This is a genomic window from Bradyrhizobium sp. (assembly GCF_035935975.1).
Classification (GTDB): Bacteria; Pseudomonadota; Alphaproteobacteria; order Rhizobiales; family Xanthobacteraceae; genus Bradyrhizobium.
The window spans coordinates 312,587-338,757 of sequence record NZ_DASYWN010000052.1 but is presented as its reverse complement, the minus strand read 5'-3'; the positions used below and the strand labels follow the sequence as shown (position 1 = coordinate 338,757).

The 26,171-nt window shown below is 65.0% G+C and carries 24 protein-coding genes and 1 pseudogene; 17 read left to right on the top strand and 8 right to left on the bottom strand.

Going from position 1 to position 26,171, the window contains the following annotated elements:
• Window positions 1–16: 16 nt before the first annotated feature.
• From VGR99_RS32280 to VGR99_RS32270, 3 genes and pseudogenes are all read right to left on the bottom strand, one after another.
• The gene (locus VGR99_RS32280; RefSeq protein ID WP_326903980.1) at window positions 17–868 is read right to left on the bottom strand and encodes a CoA ester lyase; all 852 of its coding nucleotides are present in this window, start codon (window positions 866–868) and stop codon (window positions 17–19) included.
• Window positions 868–1,335, bottom strand: a pseudogene (locus VGR99_RS32275) (MaoC family dehydratase); the annotation flags it as partial. The gene VGR99_RS32280 and the pseudogene VGR99_RS32275, both read right to left, overlap by 1 nt.
• A 29-nt stretch (window positions 1,336–1,364) precedes the next feature.
• Window positions 1,365–2,567, bottom strand: coding sequence for a CoA transferase (locus VGR99_RS32270; RefSeq protein WP_326903979.1), 1,203 nt, complete (start codon window positions 2,565–2,567; stop codon window positions 1,365–1,367).
• A gap of 228 nt (window positions 2,568–2,795) precedes the next feature.
• On the opposite strand from VGR99_RS32270, the gene dctP reads away from it, so the two are divergent.
• The 6 genes from dctP to VGR99_RS32240 are packed head-to-tail and all read left to right on the top strand — an operon-like array spanning window position 2,796 to window position 9,739.
• Window positions 2,796–3,824: a TRAP transporter substrate-binding protein DctP gene (gene dctP / locus VGR99_RS32265; RefSeq protein ID WP_326903978.1), complete on the top strand. Its 1,029-nt coding sequence runs from the start codon at window positions 2,796–2,798 to the stop codon at window positions 3,822–3,824.
• 32 nt (window positions 3,825–3,856) lie between these two features.
• The gene (locus tag VGR99_RS32260; RefSeq protein ID WP_326903977.1) at window positions 3,857–4,405 is read left to right on the top strand and encodes a TRAP transporter small permease; all 549 of its coding nucleotides are present in this window, start codon (window positions 3,857–3,859) and stop codon (window positions 4,403–4,405) included.
• A 12-nt stretch (window positions 4,406–4,417) separates the two neighbouring features.
• On the top strand, window positions 4,418–5,707 hold the full coding sequence (locus tag VGR99_RS32255; RefSeq protein WP_326903976.1) for a TRAP transporter large permease: 1,290 nt from the start codon (window positions 4,418–4,420) through the stop codon (window positions 5,705–5,707).
• Window positions 5,708–5,745: 38 nt separating this feature from the next.
• Window positions 5,746–6,912 carry an acyl-CoA dehydrogenase family protein gene (locus VGR99_RS32250; protein ID WP_212026728.1) on the top strand — a complete coding sequence of 389 codons (1,167 nt, stop codon included), beginning with the start codon at window positions 5,746–5,748 and terminating at the stop codon, window positions 6,910–6,912.
• Between the two features lie 24 nt (window positions 6,913–6,936).
• Complete coding sequence (locus tag VGR99_RS32245; protein ID WP_326903975.1) at window positions 6,937–8,490, top strand: AMP-binding protein; 1,554 nt, start codon at window positions 6,937–6,939, stop codon at window positions 8,488–8,490.
• A gap of 7 nt (window positions 8,491–8,497) precedes the next feature.
• Window positions 8,498–9,739 carry an acetyl-CoA hydrolase/transferase family protein gene (locus tag VGR99_RS32240; RefSeq protein ID WP_326903974.1) on the top strand — a complete coding sequence of 414 codons (1,242 nt, stop codon included), beginning with the start codon at window positions 8,498–8,500 and terminating at the stop codon, window positions 9,737–9,739.
• Between the two features lie 9 nt (window positions 9,740–9,748).
• Here the strand turns inward: VGR99_RS32240 and VGR99_RS32235 are convergent, their stop codons facing one another.
• The 3 genes from VGR99_RS32235 to VGR99_RS32225 form a co-directional block, all read right to left on the bottom strand.
• Window positions 9,749–10,285 carry a hypothetical protein gene (locus tag VGR99_RS32235; protein ID WP_326903973.1) on the bottom strand — a complete coding sequence of 179 codons (537 nt, stop codon included), beginning with the start codon at window positions 10,283–10,285 and terminating at the stop codon, window positions 9,749–9,751.
• 13 nt (window positions 10,286–10,298) lie between these two features.
• The gene (locus VGR99_RS32230) at window positions 10,299–11,612 is read right to left on the bottom strand and encodes a hypothetical protein (protein ID WP_326903972.1); all 1,314 of its coding nucleotides are present in this window, start codon (window positions 11,610–11,612) and stop codon (window positions 10,299–10,301) included.
• Window positions 11,613–11,673: 61 nt separating this feature from the next.
• The gene (locus VGR99_RS32225) at window positions 11,674–14,085 is read right to left on the bottom strand and encodes a hypothetical protein (RefSeq protein WP_326903971.1); all 2,412 of its coding nucleotides are present in this window, start codon (window positions 14,083–14,085) and stop codon (window positions 11,674–11,676) included.
• A 513-nt stretch (window positions 14,086–14,598) separates the two neighbouring features.
• On the opposite strand from VGR99_RS32225, the gene VGR99_RS32220 reads away from it, so the two are divergent.
• Together VGR99_RS32220 and VGR99_RS32215 are read left to right on the top strand one after the other, a co-directional pair.
• Entirely contained in the window at window positions 14,599–15,297 is a 699-nt protein-coding gene (locus VGR99_RS32220) for an RNA polymerase sigma factor (RefSeq protein ID WP_326903970.1), read from the top strand.
• A gap of 141 nt (window positions 15,298–15,438) precedes the next feature.
• Window positions 15,439–16,263: a flagellin gene (locus VGR99_RS32215; RefSeq protein WP_326903969.1), complete on the top strand. Its 825-nt coding sequence runs from the start codon at window positions 15,439–15,441 to the stop codon at window positions 16,261–16,263.
• Between the two features lie 21 nt (window positions 16,264–16,284).
• Here the strand turns inward: VGR99_RS32215 and VGR99_RS32210 are convergent, their stop codons facing one another.
• On the bottom strand, window positions 16,285–16,413 hold the full coding sequence (locus VGR99_RS32210; protein ID WP_326903968.1) for a hypothetical protein: 129 nt from the start codon (window positions 16,411–16,413) through the stop codon (window positions 16,285–16,287).
• On the opposite strand from VGR99_RS32210, the gene fliD reads away from it, so the two are divergent.
• From fliD to VGR99_RS32165, 9 genes are all read left to right on the top strand, one after another.
• Window positions 16,406–18,040 carry a flagellar filament capping protein FliD gene (fliD, locus tag VGR99_RS32205; protein ID WP_326903967.1) on the top strand — a complete coding sequence of 545 codons (1,635 nt, stop codon included), beginning with the start codon at window positions 16,406–16,408 and terminating at the stop codon, window positions 18,038–18,040. The two genes, VGR99_RS32210 and fliD, sit on opposite strands and share 8 nt — an antisense overlap.
• Window positions 18,040–18,468: a flagellar export chaperone FliS gene (locus tag VGR99_RS32200; RefSeq protein ID WP_326903966.1), complete on the top strand. Its 429-nt coding sequence runs from the start codon at window positions 18,040–18,042 to the stop codon at window positions 18,466–18,468. Before fliD ends, VGR99_RS32200 begins: the two co-directional genes overlap by 1 nt.
• A gap of 159 nt (window positions 18,469–18,627) precedes the next feature.
• Window positions 18,628–18,900 (top strand): hypothetical protein, encoded by a 273-nt coding sequence (locus VGR99_RS32195; RefSeq protein WP_326903965.1) that lies wholly within the window; start codon window positions 18,628–18,630, stop codon window positions 18,898–18,900.
• A gap of 256 nt (window positions 18,901–19,156) precedes the next feature.
• Window positions 19,157–19,825, top strand: coding sequence for a flagellar hook assembly protein FlgD (locus tag VGR99_RS32190; RefSeq protein ID WP_326903964.1), 669 nt, complete (start codon window positions 19,157–19,159; stop codon window positions 19,823–19,825).
• A gap of 31 nt (window positions 19,826–19,856) precedes the next feature.
• Window positions 19,857–21,122: a flagellar hook protein FlgE gene (gene flgE, locus VGR99_RS32185; RefSeq protein WP_326903963.1), complete on the top strand. Its 1,266-nt coding sequence runs from the start codon at window positions 19,857–19,859 to the stop codon at window positions 21,120–21,122.
• 3 nt (window positions 21,123–21,125) lie between these two features.
• Window positions 21,126–21,386, top strand: coding sequence for a hypothetical protein (locus tag VGR99_RS32180; protein WP_326903962.1), 261 nt, complete (start codon window positions 21,126–21,128; stop codon window positions 21,384–21,386).
• A 15-nt stretch (window positions 21,387–21,401) separates the two neighbouring features.
• Complete coding sequence (locus tag VGR99_RS32175; RefSeq protein ID WP_326903961.1) at window positions 21,402–21,857, top strand: flagellar protein FlgN; 456 nt, start codon at window positions 21,402–21,404, stop codon at window positions 21,855–21,857.
• A gap of 19 nt (window positions 21,858–21,876) precedes the next feature.
• Window positions 21,877–23,652: a flagellar hook-associated protein FlgK gene (flgK, locus tag VGR99_RS32170; RefSeq protein WP_326903960.1), complete on the top strand. Its 1,776-nt coding sequence runs from the start codon at window positions 21,877–21,879 to the stop codon at window positions 23,650–23,652.
• Window positions 23,653–23,665: 13 nt separating this feature from the next.
• Window positions 23,666–24,577: a flagellin gene (locus tag VGR99_RS32165; RefSeq protein WP_326903959.1), complete on the top strand. Its 912-nt coding sequence runs from the start codon at window positions 23,666–23,668 to the stop codon at window positions 24,575–24,577.
• Between the two features lie 7 nt (window positions 24,578–24,584).
• Here VGR99_RS32165 and VGR99_RS32160 read toward each other — a convergent pair whose 3' ends face one another.
• Window positions 24,585–26,153, bottom strand: coding sequence for an AMP-binding protein (locus VGR99_RS32160; RefSeq protein ID WP_326903958.1), 1,569 nt, complete (start codon window positions 26,151–26,153; stop codon window positions 24,585–24,587).
• Window positions 26,154–26,171 lie beyond the last annotated feature (18 nt).

Sequence of the window (26,171 nt, the reverse complement as noted above, 5' to 3'; positions counted from 1 at the left end):
GGCTTTGTGTCCTGCTCTAGGGCTGGCCGAGGATTTTCTTCGCGGCGCGAAGATGCGGCTTGTCGATCATCTGGCCGTCGAGCCGCAGCGTGCCGGAGTTCGGGTTGCTCGCGAAGGCTGCGATCACCTTCTCCGCCCATGTGCGCTCCGCATCGGTCGGCTCGAACGCCGCGTTGACGACGTCGACATGCTTCGGATGGATCAGCGCCTTCGCCGAAAATCCGTCGCGGCGCGCCGCGCGCGTTTCCTGTTCGAGGCCCACCAGATTGTCGATGTCGGTGTAGACGGTGTCGATCGGTGCAACTTCCGCTGCCGCCGCCGCCATCAGGCAGAGATCGCGCGCGAGGCGGTAGGGGCTGTGGAACACGCCACCGCTCGCTTTCTCGGTCGCGCCGAGCGAAGCGGAAAGGTCTTCCGCGCCCCACATCAGGCCGGCAAGGCGAGGGGAGCAGCCCTTGTAGCTGCCGAGCCCGAAGATCGAGCTGGCGGTCTCGGTCGCAACGCAGACGATGCGGGTCGCGCCGACCGTGATGCCGGACGCCGCTTCCAGGGCTTCGAGCCAGGTCGCGACCTGGCGCACGTCGTCGCCGCCTTGCGATTTCGGCAGCACGATGCCGTCGGGCTTGCCCGGCATCACCGCGGCGAGATCGGCCAGCGTCATGCCGGTGTCGAGCGCGTTGACGCGGACATAGAGCTGGTGCGGGCCGGGACGGCTCTTCAGCATCGCCAGCGTGAGCCCGCGTGCCTCCGGCTTCTTCTCGGTGACGACGGAATCTTCGAGATCGATGATCAGCGCGTCGGCATTGCCTTCGCTCGCCTTCTCGAATTTGCGCGGGGAATCGCCCGGCACGAACAGCATCGAACGCATCAGACCGGCCTCTTGTGCATCATCGCCATGCGGCGGCATTTGCCGACGATCTCGTCATTCTGGTTCAGAGCATGGTGCTCGAACTCGACGATGCCGGCCTTGGGCCGCGATTTGGATTCCCGCACCGAGAGCACCTTTGTCGTCGCCCGCAACGTGTCGCCATGGAAGACCGGTTTCGGAAAGGTGACGTCGGTCATGCCGAGATTGGCGACGGTGGTGCCCATGGTCGTATCATAGACCGTCATGCCGATCATGATGCCGAGGGTGTAAAGGCTGTTGAAAATGCGCTGGCCGAATTCGGTCTTTTCGGCGAAATGCGCGTCGATATGCAGCGGCTGCGGGTTGAGCGTCAGCAGGCTGAACATGGTGTTGTCCATTTCCGTGACGGTCCGGGTCAGCGGATGCCTGAACTCCTGGCCTACGGAAAAGTCCTCGAAATAAAGTCCGGCCATCGCGGTTTCCTCCCTGTATCGTTGCGATTTGGCCCGCGCTGCCGTTACGGCGGCGCGGCCAGATGAACTGCTTTTTGTTCTGCGAGCTGCTCGATCTCTTCGGTCGAGAAGCCGGCCTCGCGCAAAATGTCGCGGCCATGCTGGCCGAGCGTCGGTGCGGGGCCCTTGGCCTCGGGCTGGGTCACGCTCCAGGTGGAGGGCACGCGCATCTGGCGGATGCGGCCTTCCACGGGGTGATCGACAGCCTTGAAGAAGTCGATCGCATTGAGATGCGGATCGTCCAAAATCGTCTCCAGCGTATGCATCGGCATCACCGGAATGTCGGCGCGCTCCAGCAGCTCGCGCCACTCTGCGGAGGTGCGCGTTGCGAAAATCTGGCCGATCTCCTCGTAGATCTCGTCGATATGTTTCGTGCGCGCCGCGTGGTTGGCGAAGCGCGGCTGATCGAGGAAATGCGGCTGCCCGATCGCCTCGAAGAAGCTGCGCCAGTGCTTGTCGTTGTAGATGAGGACGCAGAGATAGCCGTCGCTGGTCTTGTAGGGGCGGCGATAGCGCGAGAGCAAGCGGGCATAGCCGCCGTGGTCGAGCGGCGGATCGTAGGTGAGGCCGCCGAGGTGATCGACCAGCACGAACTCCGTCATCGATTCGAACATCGGCACGTCGATGCGCTGGCCGACGCCGGTGCGCTGCTGGTGCATCAGCCCGCCCATGATCGCGTTGACCATCATCAGGCCGACAATGCGGTCGGCGATGGTGACGGGCACGTAGCGCGGCGTGCCGTCGCCCGCCGCGGCGAGAAGTGTAGGGATCGTTGCCGCGCCCTGGATCAGATCGTCATAGGCGGGCTTTGCTGCATAGGGGCCCGATTGGCCGTAGCCGAATGCGCCGACATAGACCAGCGAGGGATTGATCGCGGCCAGCGTCTCGTAGTCGAGGCCGAGCCGCGCCATCGCCTGCGGGCGCACATTGTAGACGAGCGCGTTGGCGCTCTTCGCCAGGCGCAACAGCGTGTCGCGCCCCTCGGGCTTCTTGAGATCGAGCACGATGCTGCGCTTGCCGCGATTGGCGTTGTGGAACATCCCGCCCATGCCGGGCGTGCGGCCGGGACCGATCTGGCGAACGATGTCGCCTTCGGGGCTTTCGACCTTGACGACGTCAGCGCCCATGTCCGCCAGCACCTGGGTGCCGTAGGGGCCCATCAGTACCGAGGTCAGGTCGAGAATGGTGAAGCCGGCGAGCGGTCCCATGGGGCCTCGTGGGATAAATTCATATACGTGGAGTTAGAGTTCATAAAATGATGGTGTCAATTCGACGTCACCGTCTCCACGCGCATAGCTTCATGCATAGTTCATATACTTGACAGATAAATTCACATATATGTACATTTTCCTCAAGCAAGAATTGGAGTGAGGACCGGATGGTGCTGCAGCGCTTCGCTGCCGCCTTCGGCGTGGGATGGCGTCAAGGAGAACGAAATGAAGAAGAATTGGGTCTGGGCCGCAGCCGCGCTCGCTCTCACGCTGCCGGTCTCGACGTTTCAGGCGCAGGCGCTCGAGCTGAAGATCGCCGACAGCTTCCCCGCCGGTCACTATCTCGTCCGCCTGATGCTCAAGCCCTGGATGGACGACGTCACCAAGCGCACCAATGGCGCGGTGACTTTCACCTATTACCCGAACCAGCAGATCGGCAAGGCGGCGGACATGCTGCGGCTGACGCAGTCCGGCGTGGTCGACATCGGCTACATCGGGCCGTCCTACGTCTCCGACAAGATGCCGCTGTCGGAAGTCGCGCAATTGCCGGGCGCGTTCGCGACCAGCTGCCAGGGCACGCTCGCCTACTGGAAGACCGCGCGCGAAGGCATCCTGGCCAAGCAGGAATACGCGCCGAACAAGATCAAGCTGCTGATGGCCGTAGTGCTGCCGCCCTACCAGGTGTGGACCGTCAAGTCGAAGGTCGAAACCACCAAGGACATGCAGGGCCTGAAGCTGCGCACCACCGGCGGCGCGCAGGATTTGACGCTGCGCGCGCTGAACGCCGTGCCGGTGCGCATGGCCGCGCCCGATGCCTATGAGTCGCTGTCGCGCGGCACCATGGACGGCCTGCTGTTCCCGCTGGACAGCGTCGTGTCCTACGGCCTCGACAAGCTGGTGAAGCACGCCACCGAAGGCGTCAGCTTCGGCAGCTTCATCGTCGCCTATTCCATCAACCAGTCGGTCTGGGACAAGCTGCCCGACGACGTCAAGAAGGCGATGAACGAGGCCTCCGAGTCGATCACGCCGAAGGCCTGCGCCGACGTCGACAAGGAAGGCGAAGTCACCAAGAAGCACATGCAGGACGAAGGCGTCAGCTTCGATCCGCTGCCGGAGGCGACGCGCGCCGAGATGAAGGACAAGCTCAAGGGCGTCGGCAAGGAATGGGCAAGCGGGCTCGACAGCCGCGGCAAGCAGGCCTCCGCCGCGCTGAAGGAGTTCGAAGACTTGCTCGCCGTCGGCGGCGCCAAGTAACCCTGAACGATACGACAAGGGGGGCGTCAGAGGTGATCAAGCGGGCATTAGATGTTCTTGGCGTGCTCGAGCGCGCGCTCACGGTGATCGCGGCGATCTCGCTGTTCGCGATCATGGCGCTGGTGGTGGCCGACGTCTTCATGCGCTACGTCCTGAACAGCCCGCTCTCGTTCACCTACGACCTGATCGGGCTGTATCTTATGGCCGGCGTGTTCTTCTTGACGCTGTCGGATACCTTGCGTGTCCATGCGCATGTCGGCGTGGACGTCCTGTTGTCGCGCGCGCCGCCGGCGGGGCGACGCCTGTCGGAAATCGTCACCGCGATCACGGGGCTGTTCGTGTTCATCCTGATCTCGAAGGTCGGGTTTGAGCGCGCGCTGGAGAATTACGAGCAGCACGACGTGCTCGCTGGCGCCATTCCGTGGCCGACGTGGATTTCGGCGGCGCTCGTGCCGTTCGGCTGCTGCGTGCTCGTGCTGCGGCTGGCGCTGCAACTCGTCGGCAACGTACTCAGTCTCGCGTCCGGGCGTGATCTGTTTCCATTGCCGGCTTTGACCGACGAATCCCGCAGCTTCGAATAAGAGCAGCCCGACATGACCGTTATCCTCGTACTCGGCCTGCTCTTCCTGCTGCTCGCGATTGGAACGCCCGTTGGTTTCGCCATGGGATTTGCCGGCTCGGTCGGCCTCCTGATGGTTGGCGGCACGGGGACGCTGTTCGGCATTCTGCAGACGGCGCCACTCTCGACGGTCTCGTCCTACGAGCTGATCACGATCCCGATGTTCCTGCTGATGGCGGACCTCGTCCTTTTGTCCGGCGTCGCCGACGACATGTTCAAAACGGCATCGGCCTGGATCGGCCGCGTTCCCGGCGGCCTCGGCATGGCGACCGCGCTGGCTGGCGCCGGCTTCGGCGCGATCTGCGGCACCTCGACCGCATCAGCGGCGACGCTTTCCTCCACGAGTCTGCCTGCGATGATCAAGCAGGGCTACGAGCCCAAGATGGCGGCAGGCGTGGTCGCCATCTCGGGCACGCTGGCGATGCTGATTCCGCCCAGCGTGGCGCTGGTGATTTTCGGTCTGCTCGCCGAAGTCAACATCGGGCAATTGCTGATCGGCGGCATCCTTCCAGCGGTGCTCGTGACCGCAACGATCATGGCGACGATCTACTTCCTGGTCTGGCAGGATCCTTCGCGGGCTCCACGTGTCGAGCCGGTCTCATGGCGCGAGAAATTTTCGCTGCTCTGGCAGGTCGGCCCGATGGTTCTGCTATTCTCGTTGGTCACCGGCACCATCTATCTCGGCATCGCGACGCCGACGGAGGCCTCAGCGTTGGGCGCGGCGGGGGCGTTGCTGCTGGCCGTTGCCAAGCGCAGGGTGACCCCGGCCACGCTCTACCGGGCGCTGCTCAGTGCCTGCCACGGCACTTGCATGATCGTGACGATCCTGGTCGGCGCCTCGATCTTCGGGTACTTCTTCACGCTCACCCATGTTACGCAGGATCTCGTCGCCTGGGTCGGCTCCTTGCCGACTTCACGCTGGGTGATCATCGCGCTGATCCTGTTCGGCTACATCGTGCTGGGCTCGTTCATGGACCAGATCGCGATCCTGGTGCTGACCGTGCCGATCGTTCTGCCGCTGATCAAGACGCTCGGCTTCGATCCGATCTGGTTCGGCGTCATCAAGATCGTCACTGCCGAGGTCGGCATGATCACGCCGCCGGTCGGGCTGAACTGCTTCATCGTCGCCCGCTATGCCAAGCGGCCGGTGGCGGAAGTCTTCCACGGCACCTTCCCGCACTTCATCGCGCACCTGATCGCGATCGCGATTTTGGTGGCGTTTCCGTCCATCATCCTCTGGCTGCCCTCGCAGATGGGGCGCTAAGATCGGAGCTCGCGGCTCCCAAGAAGGAGATCAAGAACATGGATTTCGCGCTCACCGATCAGCAGGAAGCCATTCGCGACGCCATCGCAAAGATCTGCGAAGGCTTTCCCGACGCCTATTGGCTGAAGAAGGACCACGACGGCGGCTTCCCGCATGACTTCCACAAGGCGCTGGCTGACGCCGGCTGGCTCGGCATCTGCGTGCCGGAAGAATATGGCGGCTCCGGGCTCGGTATCACCGAAGCTGCGATCATGATGCGCACCATCGCGGAGTCCGGCGCCGGCATGTCGGGCGCCTCCGCGGTGCACATCAACGTGTTCGGTCTCAACCCTGTCGTCGTGTTCGGCACCGAGGAGCAGCGCAAGCGGATGCTGCCGCCGATGGTCGAGGGCCGCGAGAAGGCATGCTTCGCCGTCACCGAGCCCAACACCGGCCTCAACACCACCCAGCTCAAGACCCGCGCTGTCGCCAAGAACGACCGCTACATCGTCAACGGCCAGAAGGTCTGGATATCGACCGCGCAGGTCGCGCACAAGATCCTGCTGCTGGCGCGCACCACGCCGCTGGAAGAGGTGCGCTCGCCGACCCACGGCCTCAGCCTGTTCTACACCGATTTCGATCGCAAGAAGATCAAGGTCCACGAGATCGAGAAGATGGGCCGCAAGATCGTCGATTCCAACGAACTGTTCTTCGAGGATTTCGAGATCCCGATGGAGGACCGCATCGGCGAAGAGGGCAAGGGCTTCCAGTACATCCTCGAAGGCATGAACCCCGAGCGCATCCTGATCGCGGCGGAAGCCGTTGGGCTGGGCAAGCTGGCGCTGTCGCGCGCGACCGAATACGCCAAGACGCGCGTCGTCTTCAATCGGCCGATCGGCAAGAACCAGGGCATTCAGCATCCGCTCGCGGTGAACTGGGTCGAGCTCGAGGCAGCCTGGCTGATGGTGATGCAGGCGGCATGGCAGTACGACAAGGGCTTGCCCTGCGGCGCGGGCGCCAATGCGGCGAAGTATTTCGCAGGCGAAGCCGGATACCATGCCTGCGAGCAGGCGGTGATGACCCATGGCGGCTTTGGTTACGCCAAGGAATTCCACGTCGAGCGTTACTTGCGCGAAGTCCTGATCCCGCGCATCGCGCCGGTCAGCCCGCAGCTCGCGCTCAGCTTTATCGCGGAAAAGGTGCTCGGCCTCGCCAAGTCGTACTAGGCCGAGGGTTCGGGGAGGATCGCAGTGAATCTCGCCCATCATCTCCTGCGTGCAGCCAAGGCCGACGCATCCGCGCCGGCTCTTCTCAAGGGCCTGACGCCGGTCGCCGATTACGGCCGGCTCGCGACGACTGTTTCCGCGCTGGCCGCGTCGCTGCAGCAAAGCTTTGGCCTCAGCAGGGGCGACCGCGTCGCGCTGCTGATGAAGAACGTGCCGGATTATGTCGCCTGCCTCTATGCCTGCTGGCATGCGGGCCTGGCCGCCGTTCCCATCAACGCAAAGCTGCATCCGCGCGAGGTCGCGTTCATCCTCGACAATTCGGGCGCTGCGGTCATGTTCGTGACCGAGGACATGGCCGGTGTCGCGTCGGACGCGCTGGCGCTCGGCACGGCCAAGCCTGATATCATCGAGATCGGCTCGGCCGAGCATCGCGCGCTGGAGAGGACCGAGGGCATTGCCATCGCGGATGTCGCAATCACCGATCCCGCCTGGATCTTCTACACCAGCGGCACCACCGGGCGGCCGAAGGGCGCGGTGCTCAGCCATCGCAATCTGCTCGCGATGTCGCTGAACTATCTCGCCGAGATCAATCCGGTCGTGCCCGGCGAGGCCCTGCTGCACGCGGCCCCGATGTCGCACGGCTCCGGCCTCTACATGGTGCCGCATGTTCTCGGCATGGGCGCGCAGATCATTCCAGAGAGCGGCCGCTTCGAGCCGGACGAGATTTTGGCGCTGACCGCCAAGCGGGATAACATCTCTTTCTTCGCGGCACCGACCATGGTGCGGCGCCTGACGGTTGCGGCGGAAGCGGCGGGCGCAGCCGCGCCGGGGCTGAAGACCATCATCTATGGCGGCGGCCCCATGTATGTCGCCGATTGCAAGGCCGCGCTCGCGGTGTTCGGGCCAAAGCTTGCGCAGATCTACGGTCAGGGCGAGACGCCGATGACCATCACCTATTTGCCGAAATCCATGCATGTCGACGCCGGTCATCCGCGCCACGAGGAGCGCCTCGCCTCGGTCGGCATCGCGCAGGGTGTGGTGCAGGTGCGGACCGTGGACGAGGCGGGCCGGGACGTTGCGCCTGATGAGGTCGGCGAGATCATCGTGCGTGGCGACACCGTGATGTCCGGCTACTGGCAGAATCCGGAGGCAACCGCGAACACGCTGCGCGACGGCTGGCTCTATACCGGCGACATGGGCGCCTTCGACGCCGACGGCTTCCTCACGCTGAAGGACCGCTCCAAGGACGTCATCATCTCCGGCGGCACCAACATCTATCCGCGCGAGGTCGAGGAAGTGCTGCTGCGGCATGACGCCGTCGCCGAGGTCTCGGTGATCGGCCGGCCGCATCCGGAATGGGGCGAGGAGGTGGTGGCCATCGTGGTTGCTGCCGAGGGCAGGGCGGTCACGCGCGACGAGCTCGACCAGATGTGCAATGCCTGGATCGCGCGCTTCAAGCGGCCGAAACATTATTACCTCACCGGCGAGCTGCCGAAGAACAGCTACGGCAAGATCGTGAAGACGGAGCTGCGCACGCTGCTGGCGGAGTCCTCCGCGCGTCTCACCCTGATGGGCTGAGGCGGCGATGTCCGGGGACGCGCCGCCGATCGACTACTCCGGCCTGATCCGCGAGGGCGATCTCGTCGTGTGCGGACAGGCGACGGCGGAGCCGGTCACCCTGACCGAAGCGCTGATGGTGCAGGCTGAACTGCTTCCGTCGTTTCGCATGATGGTCGGGCCGGTGTTCTCTGACACGTTCTCAGCAGGCCCTGCGTCCAACGTCTCGTTCCAGAGCTATGGCGTGATCGGCAATACGCGGCGACTGGCCAAGGCCGGGCGGCTCGACGTACTCCCGAGCAACTACAGCGCCTTCTGTGCCGACTTCGCCACACGCCGCCACAAGGCCGATGTCGTTCTGGTGCAACTCGCCGAAGGGAGCGACGGGCGGCTGAGCGCCAGCCTCTCCAACGACTATGTCACCGATGCCGCGCGTGGTGCGCGCCTCGTCATCGCCGAGATCAATCCCCATGCGCCCTTTACGTTCGGTGCGGAATGGCCCGGGGATGTGCCGATCCATCACCGCGTGATGGCCCGCCGTCCGCCGGTCGAGCTGGCCTCGCCCCCGCTCGACGATGTCTCGCGGCGCATCGCGTCCCACGCGGCAGGCCTGATTGGCGACGGCAGCACGCTCCAGTTCGGCGTCGGGCGGATTCCGGACGCGATCCTCTCCTCGCTGTCCCACGCCCGCAACCTCGGCATTCATTCCGGCCTGATCAACGACGCGGTCGTCGACCTGATCGAGCGCGGCGCGGTGACGAATGCGGAGAAGCGGATCGACCCCGGGCTAACAGTCACCAATCAGGTGATCGGCACGCAGCGGCTCTATCGCTTCGTGCACGAGAACAAGGCGGTCGCGGTGCGGCCGACGTCCTACACGCATGGCCAGGGCGTGCTGGCCCGGATCAACCGCCTTGTCGCGATCAACTCGGCGCTTCAGGTCGGGCTCGACGGCAGCGTCAATTCCGAGACGCTGCATGGCGTCGCAATCGGCGCGATCGGCGGGCAGCTCGATTTCGTCCGCGGCGCCAACGCCTCTCCTGGGGGAAGGGCGATCATCGCCCTGCCGGCGACGGCGTCCGACGGAACCAGCCGTATCGTCGTCCATGTCGAGACGGTGACGACGCCGCGCGCCGATGTCGATGCCATCGTCACCGAATGGGGGATTGCCGAGCTGCGCGGCTGCGGGCTTGCCGAGCGTGCGCGCCGGATGATCGCGATCGCTGCGCCCGAGCACCGCGATGCCCTGTCGGCGCAGCTCAAAGTCTAGCGCAAGAGCTCAGTTCATCATGGCGAGCGCCGGACGCTGGCTTTCGCCGGACCCGATGATGGCAGGAAGGTCGGTCGCCTCACCGGCGATCATGTGCGACATGCCCCAGAACAAATGCGCCAGGCGGGAGAACACCAGCCGCTCGCGCTCGACAGGAACGGTGCCGTCCGGGATCGTCACGGTCTCGAGGCCAACCACCTTCTTGAAATCGGGCCAGATCGTCATCGACTGCGCGATCACGGAATAGCAGCGCGGATCCTCGTCGCTCTCGTCGGGCGCCTGCGGCAGGCCCGGATATTGGGTCGGCGCGGCGTAGAACTTGTACGCACCGTAGCCGAGCCTGAGCAGGAACTTTTCGGGGACGGCGACGTCGGCGGCGAAGGATACGAGGCGCGCCTCGTTCAGAACGTCGGGGGTGATGGCGCTGAGGTCCTGGGCGCGCAGCGCCGAGCAGAAGGCGAGTTCGCGATTGTGCTCGCGGAGCAGATTGGCGAGCGGCTGTTGCTGTTGCACGGTGTCGGTGAGCAGGATGATGGTCTTGAGCATCGTGTGGTGTCCCTCAAGGGAAGAGATGGCGCGCGGTCATGACCGCATCGTCGGACGCGTGGGCGACGAAGAAATCGTTGGCGATGCGCTGCCCCGGCGCGATCTCCAGGATGCGGTAGCGGGCATGGGCTGCGGCTTCACGCGCGGCGCCGACGTCGTCCTGCCAGGCGCAGAGCGTCAGCTCGAGCCGGCCGTACCCGCCGCAGTCGGCGGCATAGGCGCCGGTCACGGCTTCCACGGTGGCGGCGACCGCGCCGGCATCGCTGGCGGAGACATCGCGCAGGATCACGGCGATGCCGGTACCGTTCTCGGCCTTCGAGGTCATGATCATGAAGGCGTCGCGGGGACCGGTGCGTCCGGCGCGGCGCGCCGCGCGTGCAATGCCTGCGAAGCCGGGATCGGGTCCGAGATCCAGCGTCGTGGTCTGTTCGCTGTGCAGGATGGTGGCACGCATCGCGCCGAGATCGCCCTTCAGCGCGTGATAGGACCGCGGCAGCCACACGGTATCGAGCGGCACCTGTGAGGAGGTCAGGCTCCAGGCCTGGTCGAGCAGATAGCCTTCCCAGATCGCGGGGTAGGACGCCGCAAGCCGCTGCCAGGTGCGGAGCAGCATTTCGGCGCGCTCGGTGCGGCCGAGATAGAGCGTGCGCGCCGACATCTCCCAGCGATTCCATTTGTGGAGGGCGACGTCGCAGCCGAGGAAGGACGGCAGCAGGGGCGCTTCGCGGAAGGTCGCATCGGTCTCGACGAACAGCAGCGGCTCGCGGTACTTGCTCCACATCCGCAGCATGAACTCGGCCTTCTCGAAGCAGAGAACGCGGTCGTCGAGCTGGGTATCGATCGGCTCGATATGGCAGGGGAGATCAAAACGCTCGAGCGAGTGCCGGAGCGCGAAGGCTGCGGTCGCGTCGCCGCGTGGATAGCAGGAGACGATCCGCGGCCGGACGGTGGATGCGTCGGCTGCGGTAAGGAATTTCGACCAGCCGATGCCGCCCCACCACATCTCGTGCGGGCCGTCCGCGCCGGAGGGGCCGACGGTGCCGAACTCGGTCAGCTTGGACTTGAGGAAGTCGAAGCCGGGATTCTCGCTAGCGGGAATGACGACGGTGCAGCCGGGCGTGAGCGACCGGTAGAACAGCTCGGCCGCCGCGCCGCTGAGCGGTTCCCTGAGGATGATGACGCCAGCCCGCGGGCTCTCGCTGAGATCGAGGGTCGGCGCACCGTACTGGCCGACCAGCCAGCCCAGCCGATCGCACTGGGGCCGGCCGAGCTTGACGCCGCCGGTTTGCAGTAGCCGATCAAGGTTCTCGTGCGTCTTGTCCGTCAATTCCGTGCCCCCTCGTGCCGGCCCCTGCACTTCAACGGCCGGGGCGGCGCGATCAGGCGCACTATTTGACGCTGGACCCGAGCGGGGTGATCGCGACGGAATAGACCGTGATGTCCCGAATCATCGGGGCGACCGGGATCAGCAGGCAACTTTCGTCGGTCTCGGCGCGATAGTGCTCACGGTTCCGTTGCACGCCGGCATAGACCAGGCTCTCGGCGGGGACCCTGATGACGTCCTGACTTGCCGCGGCCTCGCGGATCTCGTCGGCGGATTGCATCGTCACGCCGTGCAGGAGGCCTTCGGGCGCGAACTTCGGCAGCGGAAGCGCCAACATGGCGATACCCATGGTGCGAGAGACCGGAATGCGCACGCGCAGCTCCCCGAGGCCGGTGCGGTGGACCGCGACCGATTCCAGCGTTGCCTCGCCTTTGGCGCGGAACAATCCGACCTGAACCGCACCGCAGGGGCTTTCTTCGAAGACGTCGGCGGGCAGGCGGTTGGCGCCGAACAGCGTATAGAGATAGGCGTGGGAAGGGGACAGGCGTGCGAAGCTGCCCGCTAGCCACATCGGCGGTCCGGCCGACGTGCAGGCGGCAGAGAGGCCGCGGGCCGTGATCTGGTTGCGGACGAAATCGCAGTCCAGCATCGGCGCCAGCGCCTGCGTGCCGAGATTGACGTCGTGCTGCAGGCCGCCGAGCAGCGCCAGCTCGTCGTCATCGGGGAGCAGCAGCAGGCGCGCCAGGGTTGCCATGCTCCAGCGTGCCGAGACGTCGGGCTCGCTGTAAGGGCTCAGACAAAAGTCGAGCGCAACGTCGCCGGCGTTTGCCGCGAAGGCGATGGCACCGGACTGGATTTCGGCGGCCAGCGCGATCTGGCCGGCGGAGTGCGGGTTGGTCTCGCGCAGGACCTCGTTGCCGTCATAGTCGCGCACCGAGCCCTCGGCGGAGCTGCAAGCCTGCTCCAGCAGCGCGACATTCCGCACCAGCATGCGCTTGACGTGAGGCGTGACCACGAGATCGGAGATGAAGCCGGTCGCGCTGTCCTCTTCGGCGAGATCGTCGAAGGCATCGTCGATCGAGAGGAGATAAGCACCGTGGAGGCGGATCTTGATGCCTTCGAGGTCGAAGACCCGCCGCAGGGCTTTCTGCACGCTGCCTGAATAGCCGAGATCGGCAAGAACGAGATCGGTACAGGCGTCGAAATCCGGTATCGCGTGGCGCATGTAAGCGAGCAGCCGTGCGCGCAGGATCGCAGCGAGCTCGAGAATGTCGCTGGTCTCCATCAAGGCGGGTAACACCTCGGCGAGCTCGCGGCCGGTCACGGTACCGTCGGGTGCCTTGGCGAAGAACGCCGCGACTTTCGGCGGCAGCACCTTGACCATGTCGCGAAAGGTCGGCGCGTCGAACTTCGCGATCTTGGGAAGGAAGTCGATCAGCGGCTGCAGCGTGTCGGCCGAGGCAATCAGGCTGACGCGGCGGTTGATCTCGAGATAGGGCGTCGTCCCGTGCAGCTCTTCCCAGATCCAGTGCGACAGGAATCCGTCGCGGCCGAGAAAGCCGAGAACGACATGCCGGCCGGGACCCGCAACCTGCTCGCAGCGCCTGGCGATGAAGGCGTCGAAGGCAGTCATGACAGGGCCGAGCACCGTCGTGCCGAGGTGGAAGGCCGGAGATCTCTCGGCGCTGCGCGCGGCCATCATTCGCCGCAACGTGCGCAACCCGTGATCGAGCCGCGACGGCGCCCCCGGGCACAGCAACTCGAACAGCGAGGTCTCACGCTGCAGCTTCGAGGCCAACTCCCGCGAAGCCTGGGGATAGTAGCGCGGCCGAATGCCGTGACGCCGTGCGCCCTTGATGTCCGCGTGCTCGTTGTCGCCGACATGGAAGGAGGCACCGGCATCGACGCCCTGCTCGGTCAGATACTTCGCGAAAAGCGCCTCGCTCTTGCCGCTGCCGTGGTCGCAGGAGGCGTAGAGAAAGTCCCATGTCAGGCCGGGGCGGCAAGCGCGCAGCAATCGCGCCAGCCGGTCGGAATCCCAATAGGTATCAGAGATGAATCCAACGCGGTGGCCGGCACGCTTCATGTCGAGATATTGCCGAAGCATGTCCGGATTGGCGCGGCACAGCGCGAGCTCTGCCGAAAACTCCGATTCGACGAGGCCGTTCAGGTCGCTGCGCTTGAGGCCGAACAGGTTGAATGGAAAGAACGAATAGATTTCCTCGATGCGAACTTCGCTTCCGCCGTGCTTCTCCTTCGCGGCCCTGCGCGCGCGCGCTTCGGCCTGGATGCGATGCTGAACGAAACTCGCGGAAACATTCGGACAAGTTCTTGAAATGCCCGATAGCTCGTAAGTCCTTTCAAATACGCCATCTGGCGTCGTGCAGGCACGAAGCAGAAATGTATCGAAAACATCGAACGACCAAGCAGAAACAAATCTCGTGCGACGCTTTGCGTCCGCCGTTGCGATCGTCATGCGTCAAATCCCCGCCAATCAGAACGATTAACGTGCGCACGCGCGAGGTCAGGCGCCGCTGAAGCGAAAAAAATTCACGCGCGCTTCAAAAACGCGCGCGTCGCGACTGACAGATTCAAAAAAATCGCTAGGTTCGAAAAAGGTGATTCGGAAAAAATTGCCGGGTGCGGAAGCCGTCTCGCGTTCATTCACACTCGGAAACAATCACAACTTCGCGCGCATCATGCGCGTCGCGCGCGATCACCTAGTGCCGCGTAATGTCAGCGTTTTCTCTTCAGTGCATCTGTTCAGGATGGATGATCCGCCATGGCGCGAGACGATGTGATGATTGCAGGTGTGAGGCGCGAGATGATCGCGCAGTCGGCAATTATTGCCCGATACTCGGCAAAAATGACCGGATAACATCTTGAACAATAACAAAAATTCTCCGCCTGGATTGTTTTGGTGCCGCGTTCAACGCCTGGAAGCCGTGTGGCATGTGCGCCGCCGGCATTGCGGGTTGGAGGTTGCGGGATGAGTTACGCTGCTGATGTCATGGCTCCCGCCGAGGCCGAGATTGCGACGACGGTGCCGGCCGACATGGCCGTGCCGGTGATGCCGTCGGCGCCGCTCGCGCCTGACAGCGCGCCGGTCGCCGACGACGTCGTCTTCGATGAAGACAGTGAACTTCTCGACAGGCTTGCTGCAGACGACGAGGCGGCGTTCCGCATGCTGGTCGAGCGCCACATCGATCGCGCTTATGCCATCGCGCTACGCATCGTCGGCAATGCAGCGGACGCCGAAGACGTGGTGCAGGATACCATGCTCAAGATCTGGAGCCATCGCGGACGCTGGCAGCATGGCCGCGCCAAGTTCTCGACCTGGCTCTACCGCGTCATCTCCAACCGCTGCATCGACCTGCGCCGCAAGCCGCGCAACGAGAACGTCGAGACCGTGCCCGAGGTCGCCGACGGTCAGCCCGGCGCGGTGGAGATCATCGAGCGCAACGAGTTGAACGACATGCTAGAGCTCGCCATGCAGCGCCTGCCCGAGCAGCAGCGCATCGCGGTGATCTTCTCGTACCACGAGAACATGAGCAACGGCGAGATCGCGCAGGTGATGGACACCACGGTGGCTGCGGTCGAGTCGCTGCTCAAGCGCGGCCGCCAGCAACTGCGCCAGTTGCTGCGCAAGCACGAACGCGACATCCGCACCGCGTTTACCGACTGCTAACCATAAAATCTCCCTCGCGAAAACTTTCGCGCCTGATCTCTCTGCGCTCCGCCGTTTGAGCGAACGGACGGGGCTGCGGTCTGCGTCGTCAATCGTCTTCAACGATGCGGCACGCCATGCCCATCAGCACAGGAGGTTCCAATGCCTGCAATCAACACGAACACCGCCGCGAACTCCGCGGTCCGCTACCTCAACATCAATTCCGCGCAGGAGAGCAGCTCGCTCGCCAAGCTGTCGAGCGGCTCGCGCATCACCTCGGCCTCCGACGACGCCGCGGGCCTCGCGATCTCGACCCGCATCTCCTCGGACGTCACCACCCTGCAGCAGGCCGCGACCAACGCCTCGCAGGCGACCGCGATCCTCCAGACCGCTGACGGCGGCGCCTCGAACATCTCCGACATCCTGGCGCGCATGAAGTCGCTGGCCTCCGAATCCGCCTCGGGCACCACGACCGATTCCAGCCGCGCCTACATCAACTCGGAATTCTCGCAGCTCACGAGCGAAATCGATTCGATCGCGACCGGCACGCGTTATTCCAGCCAGAGCCTGCTCGACGGCTCCAGCGTGTTCGCCTCGGGCGTCTCGGTCCTGGTCGGCTCCTCCGGCTCGGACACCATCACCATCACGCTGACCAGCCTCAAGGCCTCCTCGCTCGGCGTGTCCTCGCTCGACGTCAGCACGCTGTCGGATGCGACCTCGGCGCTGACCGCGCTCGATACCGCGATCGACACGGTCTCGGCCGCCCGCGCCAGCATCGGTGCGCAGGAATCGCGGTTCAACTTCTCGTCGGACTCGATCTCGACCCAGACCCAGAACCTGCAGTCCGCGAACTCGGCGATCAAGGACGTCGACATCGCCTCCGAGCAGGCCAAGCTGTCGTCGGCCGAGGTGAAGACCCAGGCCGCGGTGTCGGCGGAATCCGCGGCGAACCAGATGCCGCAATATCTGCTCAAGCTCCTCGGCTAAGGCGCGAGACGCAGACGACCGTTACGCCGGGCCGGCTTGATGCCGGCCCGGTTCTCCCGGGGATGGAGCGGCCACCACAGTGACCAGCGTCAGTTCGAGCACCAGCAGCACGTCGACCACAAGCTCATCGAGCGCGTCCTCGGTGACCACGACCGGAACCAGCACGTCGACCAGCGTCGACTGGAGCGCGCTGATCACCGCGGCGGTGAACGCCAAGCTCGCCCAGGCGACCACGATCTCGACCACGATCACCAACAACGAAGCCAAGATCTCCGCCTACCAGACGCTGCAGACCGACCTGTCCACGCTGTCGAGCGGGCTGTCGTCGCTGGCGACCTCCATCGTCAATTCGCTGGCGACCAACGTCTTCGCCACCCGCGCGGCGACCATCAGCTCGACCGGCGACGTCAGCGCGTCCTCGGCGCTGTCCATGTCGGTCAGCAATGGTGCCGCGACGGGCGACCATACGCTGACGATCAGCCAGGTCGCGACCGCGCAGAAGGTGGTCGGCACCTCGCAATCGAGCCAGACCGACGAGCTCGGCTATTCCGGCACCTTCTCGATCGGCCTCGAGGGCGGCACGACGTCCGACATCACCGTCGACAGCACGATGTCGCTCCAGGACATCGTCGACAGCATCAACGCCCAGACCTCGACCACCAATGTGCAGGCGTCGATCGTCCAGGTGTCCAGCGGGTCCTATGAAATGGTGCTGACCGGCACCGAGGACGCCGCCGACATCAGCTATTCCAGCACGTCCGGCGACGACATCCTGAACAAGCTCGGGGTGACCGACAGCACCGGCGCCTTCGCCGACGTGCTCCAGACCTCGCAGGCCGCCGAGTTCGCCCTCGACGGCATCTCGATGACGCGCGACACCAACGACATCACCGACGTGCTCACGGGCGTGACGTTCAACCTGCTCCAGGCGACGCCTGACGGCGCGACGGTGAACATCAGCATCGAGCCCGACACCAGCCAGATCGAATCGGCGGTCGAGACCTTCGTCACCAACTACAACACCTTTCGCGACGCGGTGGTCGCGCAGCAGGCGACCGGCACTGACGGCACGGCGGATTCGAGCGCGGTGCTGTTCGGCGACGGCACCATGCGCGACATCATGGACGCGCTCCAGAACGCGCTCAACAGTACCGTCGGCGGCCTCACCATGGCCGACCTCGGCCTGTCCTTCAACGAGAAGAACGAGCTCGAGCTCGACACCTCGACCTTGTCCGAGATCCTCAGCACCAATTTGAGCGGCGTCACGACGCTGCTGTCGGCGCAGACCAAGACCTCGTCGAGCCAGCTCACCGTCGTCAACACCGGCACCTCGCCGCAATCCTTCACGCTCGACCTCACGGTGGATTCCGACGGCAAGCTCTCCTCGGCCTCGATCGGCGGCGACTCCTCGATGTTCACGGTCAGTGGCACCACGATCATCGGCGTCGCGGGGACGGCCTATGCCGGCATGGCCTTCACCTATTCGGGCTCGACGTCGCAGTCGATCACGGTGACCTCGACCTCCGGCATCGCGACCCAGCTCTACCAGATCTCCAAGAACTACTCGTCGAGCTCCGGCGCGCTGCAGACGTTGATCACGAACCTGACCGACCGTGACGACGAGCTGCAGCAGAAGGTGGACGACATCGAGAGCGCCGCTTCCGCCTACCAGACGCAGCTCCAGACCCAATACGCAAGCTACCAGGCCGCGATCGAGAGCGCCAACAACACGCTCACCTATCTCAAGGCCTTGCTCAACTCCAGCTCGAGTAATTGATGATGCATAATCCGATGGCGTACATGGCCAACCAGGCCTATCGGGGAGCCGCGACCAGCGTGCCGCCGCTCAAGGCGATTTCGATGCTGCTCGGCGGCGCGATCACCTTCCTCCAGAAGTCGCTGGCCGCGCAGGAAGCGCGGCGCTTCGAGGAGGGGCACGAATATCTGATGAAGGCGACCGCGATCCTGCGCGGGCTGAGCCACAATCTGGATTTCACCAAGGGCGGCGCGTTGGCCGAGCGGCTGTTCCAAACCTACAACCGCCTCATCGTGGCGAGCCACAAGGCCTTCGGCCGGCCGTATGCCCGCGAGAGCTTCAGCCGCATCGTCGCTGCGCTGACGGAACTGCGCGAAGCCTGGGAGCATGTCGACGCCACCGTGCGCGGCGGCAAGGCCGCGGCGGCCGATTCGACCCGCAAGGGCTGACGACGCCCCGCGGGCGACGCGAAGGGAAGGGCGGCTTGCGGTTTTGCCCGCTTTCCGCGGTGCTGCGGGCGGATTTGGCGCCTGAAGCCGCCGAAATCCGGTTTCCGCCGCGCCTGCAATGCTCTATGAGGAGCCTGACCGAGGCGGGACCGGCAGGCGATGGACGTCACCGAGTTTGAGGAACTGATCGATCGGCTGGGCGAGGATCTCTCCCGCTGGCCCGACGATCGTCGTTTGCCCGCCGAGGCGCTGCTGGCGCAATCGTCCGCCGCGCAGGCCTTGCTGGACGAGGCACGTATCTTGCGCCAGGCGCTCGCCGCCCCCGCGATCCGCGCGCCGAAAGGCCTCGCCGACCGCATCGTCGCCGCTGCTGCGAAAATGAAAGACGACACCGCCGAGCCGCGTACCGAAGGCGAGACGGCGGGGAGCTGAAGCCTCTCTCTCTGACATCCGACGTTGGCGTCTTCACCTCGCCCCGCTTGCGGGACGGGGAGCGCAGCGATGCCGCCGCATAATCATCGCGCAAACTAGCTCGCCCACGCGGCAGATTTTGCCGTGTCGAAAGCCATTTTCGCGCGCGTGAATCCTCGCCTGAATCCGCTCGGCCACGCGTTTCATCAGCACACAGATTTCACGTGCCGCCGAGCGACAGCCCGTCACCGGCAGCGCAGGAAAGCCGGAGTTTCTGATGACCGTTTCCGCCACGAGTTCTGCGACGACAGCGACCACGACGACGGCATCGTCATCGAGCACGTCGTCGAGTTCGTCGCTCACCTCCAGCGATTTCCTGAGCCTGCTCGTCAGCGAGCTTCAGAACCAGGATCCGCTGAACGCGACCTCGACCACCGACTTCATCAACCAGCTCACCTCCTACGCCAACTTCACCCAGCAGCAGTCGATCAACTCGAACATGTCGTCGCTGGCGAGCTCGTTCTCGAGCCTCGTGACGCTCAACTCGGTGAACTATATCGGCCACACCGTCGAGGCGAAGACCGACACGTCGACCTTGAGCAACGGCTCGGCGACGTTCGGCTACTCGCTGTCTTCGGCCGCCTCGAACGTCTCGATCAGCATCTCCGATTCCTCCGGCAACGTCGTCTACACCGGGACCGGCACCGGCAATTCCGGCTCCAACAGCTTCACCTGGGACGGCAAGGATTCCAGCGGCAACCAGCTGTCAGACGGCGGCAAGTACACCATCGCGGTGACCGCGACGGACTCCGCCGGAAACTCGGTCCTCAACTACACGACCGTCACCGGCACGGTGACCGGCATCGATACCTCGACGTCCACGCCTACGCTCACGGTGAACAGTGTCGCTGTCAGCGCCGCCAACATCCTCGGCGTCACGTCCTGATCCTTCGTCCTGATTTTCTCGGAGTTTCACCATGAGTCTCACCGGTGCATTGTCCTCGGCGATCTCGGCGCTCAGCGCCCAGAGCCAATCTCTCTCGATGATCAGCGACAACATCGCCAACTCCGACACGACCGGTTACAAGACGACGTCGGCGATGTTCGACGCGCTGGTCACCGCATCGAGCAACACGACATCCTATGCCTCTGGCGGCGTCACCGTCTCGGGCCGCGCCAACATCACCCAGCAGGGGCTGCTGGCCGCGACCTCCAACGCCACCGACGTCGCGATCCAGGGCACTGGCTTCTTCGTGGTGACCAGCGCCACGTCGGGCGGCACCACGTCCTACACCCGCAACGGCGCCTTCACGATCGACAATGCCGGCTACCTCGAAAACAACGGAAGCTATCTGGAAGGATGGCGCACCGACGCGGACGGCAACGTCGTCGGCAGTGAATCGGCCAGCAACCTCTCGGCGATCAACACCCAGATCGCCTCGACCAGCGGCAGCGCCACCACCAAGACCACGATCGCGGCCAATCTGCCGTCGGACGCCGCCACCGGCGACACCTATACCAGCTCGATGACAGTCTACGATTCGCTCGGTGCGGCGAATACGATGCAGATCACCTGGACCAAGACCGGCACCAACGCCTGGAGCGCGAGCTTTGCCAATCCGACCTCGGCGTCCGACACGACGACCGCGACCGGCACGGCCTCCGGCACCATCGACATCACCTTCAACAGCGATGGTTCGCTCGCCAGCACCAGTCCCGACCCGGCGACGGTCTCGATCACGGGCTGGACCGACGGTGCGGCCGACAGCACGGTCACCATGGCGCTCGGCACCGCCGGCGGGACGGACGGCCTGACGCAATATGCGTCCGGCGAAACCACGCCCGCGGTCAACGTCACCAGCATCGACTCGGACGGCTTGTCCTACGGCAAGCTGTCGAGCATCTCGATCGGCAAGAACGGCGTGGTCGACGCCACCTATTCCAACGGCGAGACGATCGCGATCTACAAGATCGCGGTGGCGACCTTCGCCGATCCCAACGGGCTTTCCGCTTCCAGCGACGGCCTCTATTCGGCGACCGTGGCGTCGGGCAACGCCGCGCTGCAGGCCTCCGGCGAGAACGGCGCCGGCACCATCTACGGCAGCGAGCTGGAATCCTCGACCACGGACACCTCCAGCCAGTTCTCGAGCATGATCTCGGCGCAGCAGGCCTATTCGGCCGCGTCGCAGGTCATCTCCACCGTCAACAAGATGTACGACACCCTGATCTCGGCGATGAGGTGAGCGATGCCAGGTGAGAAAGCGAGCGCGGCCGGAGAGGCGCTGCTGCGCCGGCTGCGACGGCTGGTGGCGCGGGCCGCATCCGTCAAAGGCAGCGATCGCAAGCAGCTCCTCGCGCTGCTCGACGATATCGAGACGGCCCGAACTGGTCTCCTGCGGGAATGCGCGGCGATCGAGGGCGAGATGAGGCAGGCAACCGTCAGGGCGACCGCGATCGGCGCGTATTTGCGCAACTCGCAAGTCCAACGCGGCAAACGGCATAGCTAGAAGAAGGCGACGACCATGAGTGTAGCCCAAGCCAAGATGACGACCGCCGCAAATGGCGACGCCCGGATCAACTCGCTGATCGCGCTGATCGACACGCTCACCGCGCTGGTCGCGGAGGAGAACGCCGAGCTCGCCCGGGGCCTGCCGGCCTCGCGCCTCAAGCAGGTCGACGAGAAGAACCGGCTGGCGGAGACGTTCGAGCGGATCGTCGCCGAATGTGCGGCCGGCACCACCAGCCTGCACGTCCGCGACAGGATCCTGCGCGAGCAGCTGATGGACAAGATCCTGAAGCTGCGCATGGCGATGGACGAGAATCTGGTGCGCCTGCGCGCGGCGATCGAGGCCAGCAACCGCCGGATCGAGGCTGTCATGCAGGCGATCCGCGAGCAGATCGCGGCGGTGTCGCCCTATGGCGCCTCCGGCCGCGTCGCCGCCCGCACCGTCTCCAGCGGCACCAGCCGCAGCGCCTGACGGTTGGAAGGGGCCCGCCGTGTCACTCGATATCGCACGATCGATCGCCTTCAGCGGCCTGTCGGCCACGTCGGTGCAGATCAGCGTGACGTCGTCGAACATCTCGAACGCCGACACGACGGGCTACACGACCAAGACGGCGAACCAGTCGAGCAGCGTCACCAACGGCGTCGGCACCGGCGTCACGGTGACGGGGATCACCTCGACGGTGGACAAGCTGCTGCTGAAGTCGCTGATCTCGGCGACCTCCGATCTCGGCGCGGCCGATACCACCAACACCTATCTGACCTCGCTGGAGAAGCTCTACGGCTCGACCAGCAGCACCGACGATTCGTCGACCGGCACCTCGCTCGCCAACACCATCGCCTCGCTGGAATCGGCGCTGTCGTCGCTGGCGAGCACGCCGAGCAGCGCCTCGCTGCAATCCAACGTCGTCAGCGCGCTGGACGATGTCGCAAGCCAGTTGCGGGAAACGTCGAGCGGTATCCAGAAGCTGCGGTCCGACGCCGACAAGGACATCGCGTCCTCGATCGACGACGTCAACACGGACTTGCAGCAGATCGCCGACCTCAACGCCCAGATCAAGCAGACGGCGGCCGCGGGGCAGTCGACCGCGGATCTTGAGGACCAGCGCAACACCGCGCTGCAGGACCTTGCCTCGAAGATGAACATCAGCTACTTCACGGCGTCGAACGGCGATCTGCAGATCTACACGACGTCCGGCCAGGCGCTGGTCGACAGTTCCGCGCACACGATCAGCTATACCGCCGCGGCCAATGTGACGGCGGCAACGACCTACACCGCGGGCTCGTCGTCGAGCGGCTTCAGCGCCATCACGGTGAACGGCGTCGACATCACCTCCCAGATCACCGGCGGCGACATCGGCTCGCTCATCACGCTGCGCGACAAGACCCTGCCGGCGGCGCAGTCGCAGCTCGACCAGCTCGCCCAGCAGTTGGCATCGGCGATGAACAGTGTCTCGAACAGCGCGTCCGCGGTGCCGGCGGCGACGAGCCTCACCGGCACGACCAGCGTCACCAGCAGCACGGCACTGTCCGCGACCGGAACGGTGCGCCTTGCCGTCACCGACCAGAGCGGCAATCTGGTCTCCTATGGCGATCTCGACCTGTCGTCCTATGCCACGGTCGGCGATCTCGTCACCGCCATCAACGGCATTTCCGGCTTGTCCGCGTCGGTCGATTCCGACGGTCATCTCTCGATCACTGCGACCGGCTCGGGCAACGGCGTCGCCATCAACGAGATGACCAGCTCGGTCGGAAGCTCCGGCGAGGGGTTTTCGGAGTATTTCGGCCTCAACGACCTCGTGACCGGAACCAGCGCGGCGGATATCGCGGTCAACAGCAAGATCCTGTCAGGCACCAACGAGCTCCAGCTCGCAACCCTGGATTCCTCGTCAAGCCTGACGGTCGGCAGCACCGTGTTGTCGTCGGGCTCGGCGACCGTGGTCAACGCCTTCTACGACGCGCTGACGGACTCGCGCACATTCGCCTCCACCGGCGGGCTTGCCGCAACCACCGGCTCGCTTGCCGACTATGCCTCGGCCATCGTGTCCGACGTCGCGAGCAAGGCATCGCAGGCCTCGACGACTTACACCGCCAAGGAGACCACGCAATCGACCTATGCGAGTTCGCTGTCCTCGCAGTCGGGCGTCAACCTCGATGAGGAGTCCGCCAAGCTCAGCACGCTCCAGAACAAATATTCGGCGGCCTCGGCGCTGATCCAGGCCATCAACTCGATGTACTCGGCGCTGCTCACCGCTGTGCAGTCCACGTAAGGAGGGAGCGATCATGGTTGCAATGCGGATTGCGACCTTCGCGCAGTCGAACAAGATGATCTCCGACGCGATGCGCGTCGAGACGGTCATGGCCAACAAGCAGATCCAGGAATCGACTGGTGTCATCTCGACCGATTTCGGCGGCTATGGCTCGGACGCGCAGCATGTCGTCAACCTCCAGGTCTCGGTGACGCGCGCGCAATCCTATATCGATGCCGCCACGCTCGCCGACAGCAAGGTGCAGGTGATGTATTCGGCGGTCGGCTCGATGACCGACATCCTCACCCAGCTCCGCTCCCAGCTCAGCGCCGCCTCGACCGGCAGCTCGACCGAGTCGAATTCGGTGATCACCACGGCCCAGCAGATGCTGGAGGAGATGGGGTCGCTGATGAACACCCAATATGACGGCCAGTACGTATTCGCCGGCGGCAAGACCGACACGGCGCCGGTCGATCTCACCAGCTTCTCGTCCGGGACCGGCTCCCTGACCACGACGGATACCAGCTACTACAAGGGCGACGACGAGATCGCCTCGGTGCGGGTCGCCTCGGACGAGACCGTCTCTTACGGCGTCACCGCCGACAATTCGGCATTCGAGGAGGTGATGCGCGTTCTCAAATTCGTGGCCAACAGCACCTCGCTGTCGTCCTCGGACATCTCCAGCGCGCTCGATCTGGCCGGCACGGCGCTCGACGACACCGCGGCGGTGCAGGCCAAGCTGTCGAACAACGCGGCCTCGATCGAGACGGCGAGCTCGCGCCAGACCGATTACAAGAGCTATGCCGAGACCCTGTCGAACGACCTGACCGGCGTCGACGTCGCCGCCATCACGGCGCAGCTCTCGACCTACCAGGCGCAGCTCACCGCGTCTTATTCGGCGCTCGCGAAGATCCTGAGCCTCAATCTCGCGAGCTATCTGAAATAGCCGAGGGCTATTCAGCAGCGATGCGTTCCATGACCATGGCGCGAAGTTTTGCGCGCTGGATCTTCACGCCGTTGGCGCTGTCGGTGACGGGGAAGGCGTCGATGACATAGATCCGCGCCGGCACCTTGTAGCCGGCGAGCCGCTCGCGCAGACGCGCGACCAGTGTCTCCTGCTGCGGCGGCACCTCGGTCGGGATCACGAAGGCGACGCAGCGCGCCTGGCCCTTGAGATCGACCGCGACGACCTGGGCGTCGGCAACGCCCGCGCAGGATTTGAGCTCGTCCTCGATCTCGCCGGGTGCGACCAGGAAGCCGCCGAGCCGCATCGCATCGCCCGCCCGGGTCTCGTAGACGAAGGCGCCGCCGCGCAGACGCCCGATGTCGCCGGTCCGGAAGAAGCCGTCGGCATGGATCGCCTCGCGGGTCGCCTCGGGATTGTTGAAATAGCCGAGGAAGCGCGACGGCGCGCTGATCTCGATCTCGCCGGAGACGCCTTCGGCCGCAAGCTCGCCGGTCTCGGTGTCGCGGACGCGCACTTTGGCGTCGGGTGACATCGGCCAGCCGCCGCCTTCGATGCGATCGGCGAAGGCGTCACCGGCGCGGGCGATCGAGAACAGGGCCTGCACCTCACTTGAGCCGTAGAGGCCGAACAGCGGCAGGCCGCGCGCCTCGGCCTCCGCGGCAAGCTCGCGCCAGCCGGGCTGGAACGCGGCGAAGCCGCAGATTTCGAGATGCGGAAACGGCCGCGGCGCATCGGTCAGCGCGAGGATGCGGCGAAACATCTCATCCGAGCCGAAGGAGTGCGTGATGCGGTGCTCGCTGAGGATCTTGTGCGCCGGTGTCGCTTCGAATGCGTCGAGCACGTGGATGGTCGCGCCCGCCGCGATGAAGCCGAGCAGGCTCGTCATGCCGAAGGTGCCGCAGAACGGCAGCATGGCCAGCAGCGAATGACGCTGCGGATCGAGCTTGAGCGCGCTGGCGACAGAGACGGCGTGGCTCGCCAGTGTCCGCTGCGAATGCGCGACGAGCTTTGGTCCCTTGGTCGTGCCCGACGTCGTGTAGAGCAGCACCGGCAGGTCGATGTCGCCCTGTGCGGGCGGTGCCAGCGGATAGGCCCTCTCGAAGGCATCGAAGCGTACGCACGGCCATTGGGCGGGGATCGCGTCCGCGCCGACGACCGCGAGCTCTTGCAGCGCGGGCACCTCGGCCTTGGAGATGTCGGCGAGGATCGCGGCAAAGTCGATCGAGCGGAACGCGGCCTCGACCACCATCAGCTTCGCGCCGGAGACCTTGAGCAGGTGGGCGACTTCCGCGCTGCGGTAGCGCGTATTGACGGCAGCGACGATGGCTCCACGCCGGGCGGCGGCGAACAGCAATGCGATCCATTCGACCCGGTTGACCAGCCAGACCGCGACGATGTCGCCCTTGCCGATGCCCTGCGCGGCAAGCCAGGCCGCGGCCTGATCGACCTTCGTTGAAAATTCCGCGCGCGAGACCGGCGTGCCGTCGAACACGAAGGCCGGGTCGGCAGCTTCGGTGCGGATCAGCGATTGCAGCGAAAAGTCGTTGGCGCTCATGGCAACCGGAGTAGCCCG

What these genes read in the sequence shown, in the direction of transcription:
- VGR99_RS32280 (WP_326903980.1), bottom strand. Translation starts at nt 868, where the DNA reads ATGCGTTCGATGCTGTTCGTGCCGGGCGATTCCCCGCGCAAATTCGAG.
- VGR99_RS32270 (WP_326903979.1), bottom strand. Translation starts at nt 2,567, where the DNA reads ATGGGACCGCTCGCCGGCTTCACCATTCTCGACCTGACCTCGGTACTG.
- dctP (WP_326903978.1), top strand. Translation starts at nt 2,796, where the DNA reads ATGAAGAAGAATTGGGTCTGGGCCGCAGCCGCGCTCGCTCTCACGCTG.
- VGR99_RS32255 (WP_326903976.1), top strand. Translation starts at nt 4,418, where the DNA reads ATGACCGTTATCCTCGTACTCGGCCTGCTCTTCCTGCTGCTCGCGATT.
- VGR99_RS32250 (WP_212026728.1), top strand. Translation starts at nt 5,746, where the DNA reads ATGGATTTCGCGCTCACCGATCAGCAGGAAGCCATTCGCGACGCCATC.
- VGR99_RS32240 (WP_326903974.1), top strand. Translation starts at nt 8,498, where the DNA reads ATGTCCGGGGACGCGCCGCCGATCGACTACTCCGGCCTGATCCGCGAG.
- VGR99_RS32235 (WP_326903973.1), bottom strand. Translation starts at nt 10,285, where the DNA reads ATGCTCAAGACCATCATCCTGCTCACCGACACCGTGCAACAGCAACAG.
- VGR99_RS32225 (WP_326903971.1), bottom strand. Translation starts at nt 14,085, where the DNA reads ATGACGATCGCAACGGCGGACGCAAAGCGTCGCACGAGATTTGTTTCT.
- VGR99_RS32220 (WP_326903970.1), top strand. Translation starts at nt 14,599, where the DNA reads ATGAGTTACGCTGCTGATGTCATGGCTCCCGCCGAGGCCGAGATTGCG.
- VGR99_RS32215 (WP_326903969.1), top strand. Translation starts at nt 15,439, where the DNA reads ATGCCTGCAATCAACACGAACACCGCCGCGAACTCCGCGGTCCGCTAC.
- VGR99_RS32200 (WP_326903966.1), top strand. Translation starts at nt 18,040, where the DNA reads ATGATGCATAATCCGATGGCGTACATGGCCAACCAGGCCTATCGGGGA.
- VGR99_RS32195 (WP_326903965.1), top strand. Translation starts at nt 18,628, where the DNA reads ATGGACGTCACCGAGTTTGAGGAACTGATCGATCGGCTGGGCGAGGAT.
- VGR99_RS32190 (WP_326903964.1), top strand. Translation starts at nt 19,157, where the DNA reads ATGACCGTTTCCGCCACGAGTTCTGCGACGACAGCGACCACGACGACG.
- flgE (WP_326903963.1), top strand. Translation starts at nt 19,857, where the DNA reads ATGAGTCTCACCGGTGCATTGTCCTCGGCGATCTCGGCGCTCAGCGCC.
- VGR99_RS32180 (WP_326903962.1), top strand. Translation starts at nt 21,126, where the DNA reads ATGCCAGGTGAGAAAGCGAGCGCGGCCGGAGAGGCGCTGCTGCGCCGG.
- VGR99_RS32175 (WP_326903961.1), top strand. Translation starts at nt 21,402, where the DNA reads ATGAGTGTAGCCCAAGCCAAGATGACGACCGCCGCAAATGGCGACGCC.
- VGR99_RS32165 (WP_326903959.1), top strand. Translation starts at nt 23,666, where the DNA reads ATGGTTGCAATGCGGATTGCGACCTTCGCGCAGTCGAACAAGATGATC.
- VGR99_RS32160 (WP_326903958.1), bottom strand. Translation starts at nt 26,153, where the DNA reads ATGAGCGCCAACGACTTTTCGCTGCAATCGCTGATCCGCACCGAAGCT.